The sequence below is a fragment of the Streptomyces swartbergensis genome (genome assembly GCF_002148965.1).
GTDB classification, from domain to species: Bacteria; Actinomycetota; Actinomycetes; order Streptomycetales; family Streptomycetaceae; genus Streptomyces; species Streptomyces swartbergensis.
Genome location: NZ_NGFN01000445.1, coordinates 1 through 6,067, shown reverse-complemented (window position 1 = coordinate 6,067; position 6,067 = coordinate 1). Strand labels below are relative to the sequence as shown.

Here is a 6,067-nt window from a genome sequence, read left to right as displayed (position 1 = left end):
CCGCGGACCCCTCCGCCGCCCTCAAGCCCACCGCCATCACCCGTACGGAGATCATCAACCGGGCCAGGACGTGGGTCGCCGCGAAGGTGCCGTACAGCATGAACGACTACTGAAGATCTTCTCCGGCGGACCGGACTCGATGACCCGGCCCGAGTCGAACATCAGTACCTGGTCGGAGATGTCCCGGGCGAAGTTCATCTCGTGGGTCACACAGAGCATCGTGATGTCCGTGGAACGGGCGATGTCCCGCAACACGTCCAGGACGCCCGCGACCAGCTCCGGGTCGAGCGCGGAGGTCACCTCGTCCAGGAGCAGCACCTGCGGCCGCATCGCCAGCGCCCGGGCGATCGCCACCCGCTGCTGCTGCCCGCCGGACAGCTGCGCCGGGTGCTTGTCGAGGTGGTCGGTCAGCCCGACCAGCTCCAGCAGCTCGCGGGCCCGCTCCTCGGCGGCGTCCTTGGACATGCCGAGGACAGTGACCGGGGCCTCGGTGATGTTGCGCAGGACCGTCATGTTCGGGAACAGGTTGAACTGCTGGAACACCATCCCGATCTTCTTGCGGACCTCGCGCACCTGCTTCTCGGGCGCCGGGAAGAGCTGCTCCCCGTCCACGGTGATCGTGCCCTCGTCGGGCTTGAGCAGTGTCATGAGCAGGCGGAGGATCGTGGTCTTGCCGGACCCGGAGGGGCCGATCAGGGTCACGTGCTTGCCGGCGTCCACGGAGAAGTCCAGGTGGTCCAGGACCGTGTGGTCACCGAACCGCTTGGTGACCTGCTCCAGCCGGATCAGCTCGCCGGTGCTCCTGGCGGGGTTCTTCCCGGGGTTGGGGAGAGTGTCAGTGGGCAAGGCGTCGCTCCAGTGCTCGCATGAGAAGGGAGGCCAGGTAGGAGATGAGGATGAAGGCCACGCCGATCACGGTGAGCGGCTCGGTGAACTGGAAGTGCTCCTGCGAGTACAGGCGCGCCTGGCCGAGCAGCTCCAGCACGGTGATCGCCATCACCATCGGGGTGTCCTTGAGCATCGAGATGACGTAGTTGCCGAGCGCGGGGACGACCCGGCGCACCGCCTGCGGCAGGATCACCGCGGTCCACGTCCGGCGCAGCGGCAGGTTCAGTGCCGTCGCCGCCTCCCACTGGCCGACCGGCACGGCCTCGATACCGGCGCGGTAGACCTGCATCGTGTACGTCGAGTAGTGCAGTCCGATGGCGAAGACACCGGTGGCCAGCGCCGAGAAGGTCAGGCCCCACTCGGGCAGCACGTAGAAGAGGAAGAACAGCTGCACCAGCAGCGGGGTGTTGCGGACGAACTCCGTGACCGCCCCGAGCGGCCAGGTCACCCACCGCGAGGGCACCCGCATGAGCAGCGCCCACACCAGGCCCAGCGCGAACGAGATCAGCGAACCGAGGGCCAGGATCTGCAGGGTGACCAGCAGACCGTCCCAGAAGTGCGGCATGAAGCCGCTGACTGCGCTCCAGTCCCACTTCACGCGACAGCACCTCCCACGCCGGTCGTCTCCGGCCGGCTCAGTTCCTGGTCGGCCGTGGACCCGACCGGCTTGCCCGTGCCGGCCTTGAGCTTGCGCTCCAGGCCGCGCATGCCGCGGGTCAGCAGGAAGGCGATCACGAAGTAGATCAGCAGAACGACCGTGTAGATCTCCGCGCTCTCCTGGAGCGCCAGACGCACCAGGTTGCCGCTGAACGCCAGGTCACCCATGCCCATGATCGACACCAGGGCGGTGCCCTTGAGCAGTTCGATGAGCAGGTTGGAGAACGGCGGGATCATCTCAGGCACGGCCTGCGGCAGCAGGATCAGCCGCATCCGCTGCCAGGGCGTGAAGCTGAGCGCGATCCCGCCCTCCTTCTGCGCCGGGTCGACGGCGTTCAGCGCGCCGCGCACGATCTCGGAGCCGTACGCCCCGAAGGTCAGGCCGAGCGCGAGGGAGCCGGCCCACAGCGGCACCAGCTGCCAGCCGAAGGAGATCGGCAGCACGAAGTACACCCAGAAGATCATCACCAGGGCCGAAGTCCCGCGGAACACCTCGGTGTAGAAGCCCGCGAGGAAGCGGACGATCCACAGCCGGTGGGTGCGCAGGACGCCGACGACGAAGGAGACCGCCATGGCCAGCAGCGCGCTGCACACGAGCAGCTGGATCGTGACCCAGACGCCCTTGAGTACGAGTTCCCAGAGTCCCGAGGTCATCCGCCGCAGAGCTCCTTCGCGGTCAGATCCGTCATCTCCGCCTTGGTGAAACCGAAGGGCTTGAGGATGCGGAACAGTTCGCCGCTCTTCTTGAGCTTGTGCAGCTCGACGTTGAAGGCGTCCCGCAGCTTGGTCTCGGTCGGCCGGAACGCGAAGGCGCCGCCGTCGACGTGCGGCTTGCCGTCCACGAGCGGCGCGAACGGCTCGGTCGACTCCGCCTTGCTGGACTTCTTCACGACCTCGCGGGTGGTGAGCGCCGTACCGGCGAACACGTCCACGCGGCCCGCCTCGACGGCGTTCAGCCCCGCCACCTGGTCCGGGACGATCAGGATGTCGCTCTCCTTGTACCCCGCCTCGACGGCGTACTGGATCTCGGCGTATCCGGTCCCGGTGGCGAACTTCGCCTTCTTCTCGACGACGTCCTTGTAGCTGCGCAGCCCCTTGGGGTTGCCCTTGCGGACGATGAACGAGTCGAGCATCTGGTAGTCGGGGTCGGAGAAGATGACCTGCTCGCAGCGCTCGGGGTTGACGTACATCCCGGCGGCGACGACGTCGAACTGCTGGGAGTTCAGGCCCGGGATGAGCGAGCCGAACTCGGTCGGCACGGGCTGCACCCGGTCGACGCCGAGACGCTTGAAGATCACCTTGGCCAGTTCCGGTGCCTCACCGGTCAGCTCGCCGTTCGTGTCGATGAACCCGAACGGGATCTCACCGGCGATGCCGAGGCGCACGACGCCCGCGGCGCGGAGCCGGTCGAGCAGGTCACCGCCCTCGGTGCCCGACGCGGTGGCCACACGACTGCATCCGGCGGCGCCCAGCGCGCCGAGCGCCGCGACCCCCGCGAGCAGCGACCGGCGTGTGGGCCCGGAGGCGGCCTGGGATATGGGTTCCGGACTTCTCAGTGGGCTTCTCTGTGGTGGAGCCATGGGCGCGCGGCTACCCGACCGCATCCGGGTTATGCCGATCTTTTCAAGCCCCGCACGTCTCCCGGTGCGCCCTTGACCGCGGGGGCGGCGGGCACTCCCATGGAGGCATGGCTGATCGATATATCGAAGTCTCGCTGGTCAAGCGCGACGTGACCTGCCGGGCCAAGCTGCTGGACGACCGCGCGCCGATCACCTGCGCGGCCGTCTGGGACGCCCTTCCGCTGGCCGGCGACGTCTACCACGCGAAGTACGCACGCAACGAGATCTACGCCCTTTTCCCGCCCTTCGCCGAAACCGAACCACCCCTGGAAAACCCGACCGTCACTCCCATTCCGGGCGACCTGTGCTATTTCGCCTTCGCGGGTACGGAGTTGGGGACCAAGTCCTACGGCTACGACCGCGAGGTCCGTGCCGGGACCACGCTCGTCGACCTGGCCCTGTTCTACGAGCGCAACAACCTGCTGCTGAACGGCGATGTGGGCTGGGTCCCCGGCATCGTCTGGGGCCAGATCGTCGAGGGCCTGGACGCCATGGCCGAGGCGTGCAACGACCTGTGGAGGTCGGGCGCGGCGGGCGAGACGCTCAGCTTCCGGAGGGCCTGAGCCGGCCGGCGGACGCCACGCCGGCCTCGTACAGCGCGTGGGCCGCCCGCAGCACCAGATCGTCCCGGTGCCGGGCGGCCACGAGCTGCAGGCCGATCGGCAGGCCGTCCCCGTCGGCGCCGACCGGCACGCTCGCAGCGGGCTGCTGCGTCATGTTGAACGGGTACGTGAACGGCGTCCAGCCCGTCCAGCGCCGGTGGCCGGATCCTTTCGGTACCTCGGCGCCCGCCTCGAACGCCGTGATCGGCAGGGTCGGCGTGACGAGCAGGTCGTACGTGTCGTGGAAGCGGCCCATCCGGCGCCCCAGGTCCATCCGCACGTCCACCGCGGCCAGATAGTCCAGCGCCGAGTAGCGGGCGCCCTGTGTGCAGATCTCGCGCAGGCCCGGGTCCAGCAGTTCCCGCTGCTTCGGTCCCAGATGCTCGGTCACCCGGGCCGCCCCACTGAACCACAGGGTGTGGAAGGCCTCCACCGGTTCGGTGAGGTCCGGGTCGGTCTCCGTGACGTAGGCGCCGAGCTCCGCCAGCCGCTCCACGGCGTGCCGCACCGCCGACGCGACCTCCGGACGCACCGCCACCTGCCCGCCCAGCGACGGCGAGTACGCCACGCGCAGCCCGCGCACCCCGCCCGTCAGGCCGTCGGCGTAGGCGCCGGGCGGCGGGGCGAGCGCCGACCAGTCACGCGAGTCCGGATGGCCGATGACATCCATCAGCAACGCCGCGTCCGCCGCGTCCCGGGTCATCGGCCCGACGTGCGCCAGCGTGCCGAACGCGCTCGCCGGGTAGAGCGGCACCCGCCCGTACGTCGGCTTCAGCGCGAAGATCCCGCAGAACGACGCCGGGATACGGACACTGCCGCCGCCGTCCGTGCCCAGCGACAGCGGCCCCGCGCCGAGCGCCACGGCCGCCGCGCTGCCGCCGCTCGACCCGCCGGCCGTGCGCGAGGGGTCGTACGGGTTGCGCGTCACCCCGCTCAGCGGCGAGTCCGTCACGCCCTTCCAGCCGTACTCGGGGGTCGTCGTCTTGCCGATGAAGACCGCCCCGTGCTCCCGCAGCCGGGCCACGGACGGGGCGTCCTCGTCCCAGCGCCCCGCCGGATCCACGGCCTTCGACCCGCGCAGGGTCGGCGCGCCGCGCAGCAGCAGGATGTCCTTGACCGTGACCGGCACCCCGTCCAGCAGCCCCTGGGGCTCACCGCGCCGCCAGCGCTCCTCCGACTCCCGGGCCCGGGCCAGCGCGTCCTCGGCGGTCAGCCGGACGAAGGCGTTCACCTCCGGCTGGATCGCCTCGGCCCGCTCCAGCGCCGCGCGGGTCGCCTCCACGGGGCTCCACTCGCCCTTGCGGTATCCGTCGAGGAGCCGTACGGCGGTCAGCTCGGTGAGCTCGGTCATGCACCCTCCAAGGAACGTCAGTGTCCGGGTACATACCCGCGCTGTTTGTCGACCACGTTCTCCAGCGGCTTTCCCGCCGCCCACAGCTCGTACAGTTCCACGAACTGGGCGCCGAGCTCGTCCCGCCAGCCGATGGTGTCGCCGCTCATGTGCGGGGACACGATCAGGCCCGGGACCTGCCACAACGGGCTGTCGGGGGTCAGGGGCTCGGACTCGAAGACGTCCAGGGCGGCGCCCGCGATCCAGTGCTTGGCCAGGGCCTCGGCGAGCGCCTCCTCGTCGACCAACTGGCCGCGGCCGATGTTCACGAACCGGGCGGACGGCTGCATCACGCCGAAGCGGCGGGCGTCGAACATGCCGTGCGTCTGATCGGTGAGCGGCGCCGCCGCGATCACCCAGTCGGCGCGCGCCAGCAGCCGGTCCAGATCCTCCGGGCCGTGCACGCCGGTGCGCGGGGCGCGGCCCACGAGCGCCGTCGTGATGTCCAGCGCCCCCAGCGTGCGGGCGATCGCCCGGCCGATGGGCCCGGTGCCGACCACGACGGCCCGGCCCCCGGCGACCTTGTGCGACTCGCGGTGCCGCCAGGTCCGCTCCCGTTGCAGCTCCAGCGTGCGCGGCAGGTCCTTGGCCATGGCCAGCACGAGCGCGGCGACGTACTCGGCGATCGGCTGGTCGAAGATGCCGCGCGCGTTCGTCACCACGGTGTCGGAGGTGGCGAGTTCCGGGCACATCAGATGGTCCACACCGGCGCTCGCCGTATGCACCCAGCGTGGCCGTGGACCCTCGCCGGGCCAGGCGTCCCGCACGGCGCGCGAGGTGAAGTCCCACACCAGCAGTACATCCGCACGCGGGAGGCGTGCGGCGAGACCCTCCGCGTCGGTGTGTTCGATACGGGCGCGGCCGGTGAGGCTCCCGAGGCGGGGGAGGGGTTCGGCGTCCAGGACGAGGAG

Annotated in this window: 7 protein-coding genes; 1 reads left to right on the top strand and 6 read right to left on the bottom strand. The window is 70.3% G+C overall.

The window, feature by feature from the left end:
* Positions 1 to 54: 54 nt before the first annotated feature.
* From CA983_RS39415 to ehuB, 4 genes are read right to left on the bottom strand one after another with little or no spacing between them, the layout of a single operon-like run.
* Positions 55 to 846: an amino acid ABC transporter ATP-binding protein gene (locus CA983_RS39415; protein ID WP_086605509.1), complete on the bottom strand. Its 792-nt coding sequence runs from the start codon at positions 844 to 846 to the stop codon at positions 55 to 57.
* Entirely contained in the window at positions 836 to 1,486 is a 651-nt protein-coding gene (gene ehuD / locus CA983_RS39410) for an ectoine/hydroxyectoine ABC transporter permease subunit EhuD (protein WP_086605508.1), read from the bottom strand. Before ehuD ends, CA983_RS39415 begins: the two co-directional genes overlap by 11 nt.
* The gene (ehuC, locus tag CA983_RS39405) at positions 1,483 to 2,199 is read right to left on the bottom strand and encodes an ectoine/hydroxyectoine ABC transporter permease subunit EhuC (protein WP_086605507.1); all 717 of its coding nucleotides are present in this window, start codon (positions 2,197 to 2,199) and stop codon (positions 1,483 to 1,485) included. The genes ehuD and ehuC overlap by 4 nt, the downstream gene beginning before the upstream one ends.
* Positions 2,196 to 3,125: an ectoine/hydroxyectoine ABC transporter substrate-binding protein EhuB gene (gene ehuB, locus CA983_RS39400; RefSeq protein WP_086605506.1), complete on the bottom strand. Its 930-nt coding sequence runs from the start codon at positions 3,123 to 3,125 to the stop codon at positions 2,196 to 2,198. Before ehuB ends, ehuC begins: the two co-directional genes overlap by 4 nt.
* A gap of 107 nt (positions 3,126 to 3,232) precedes the next feature.
* Here ehuB and CA983_RS39395 point away from each other — a divergent pair, with 107 nt between their 5' ends.
* Positions 3,233 to 3,727, top strand: coding sequence for a DUF3830 family protein (locus CA983_RS39395; protein ID WP_086605505.1), 495 nt, complete (start codon positions 3,233 to 3,235; stop codon positions 3,725 to 3,727).
* Here the strand turns inward: CA983_RS39395 and CA983_RS39390 are convergent.
* Together CA983_RS39390 and CA983_RS39385 are read right to left on the bottom strand one after the other, a co-directional pair.
* A complete protein-coding gene (locus CA983_RS39390; protein WP_086605504.1) occupies positions 3,708 to 5,117 on the bottom strand; it encodes an amidase in 1,410 nt (469 codons plus the stop codon). The two genes, CA983_RS39395 and CA983_RS39390, sit on opposite strands and share 20 nt — an antisense overlap.
* A 17-nt stretch (positions 5,118 to 5,134) precedes the next feature.
* On the bottom strand, positions 5,135 to 6,067 hold a 933-nt coding region (locus CA983_RS39385), incomplete at its 5' end, for a D-2-hydroxyacid dehydrogenase (RefSeq protein WP_107500333.1).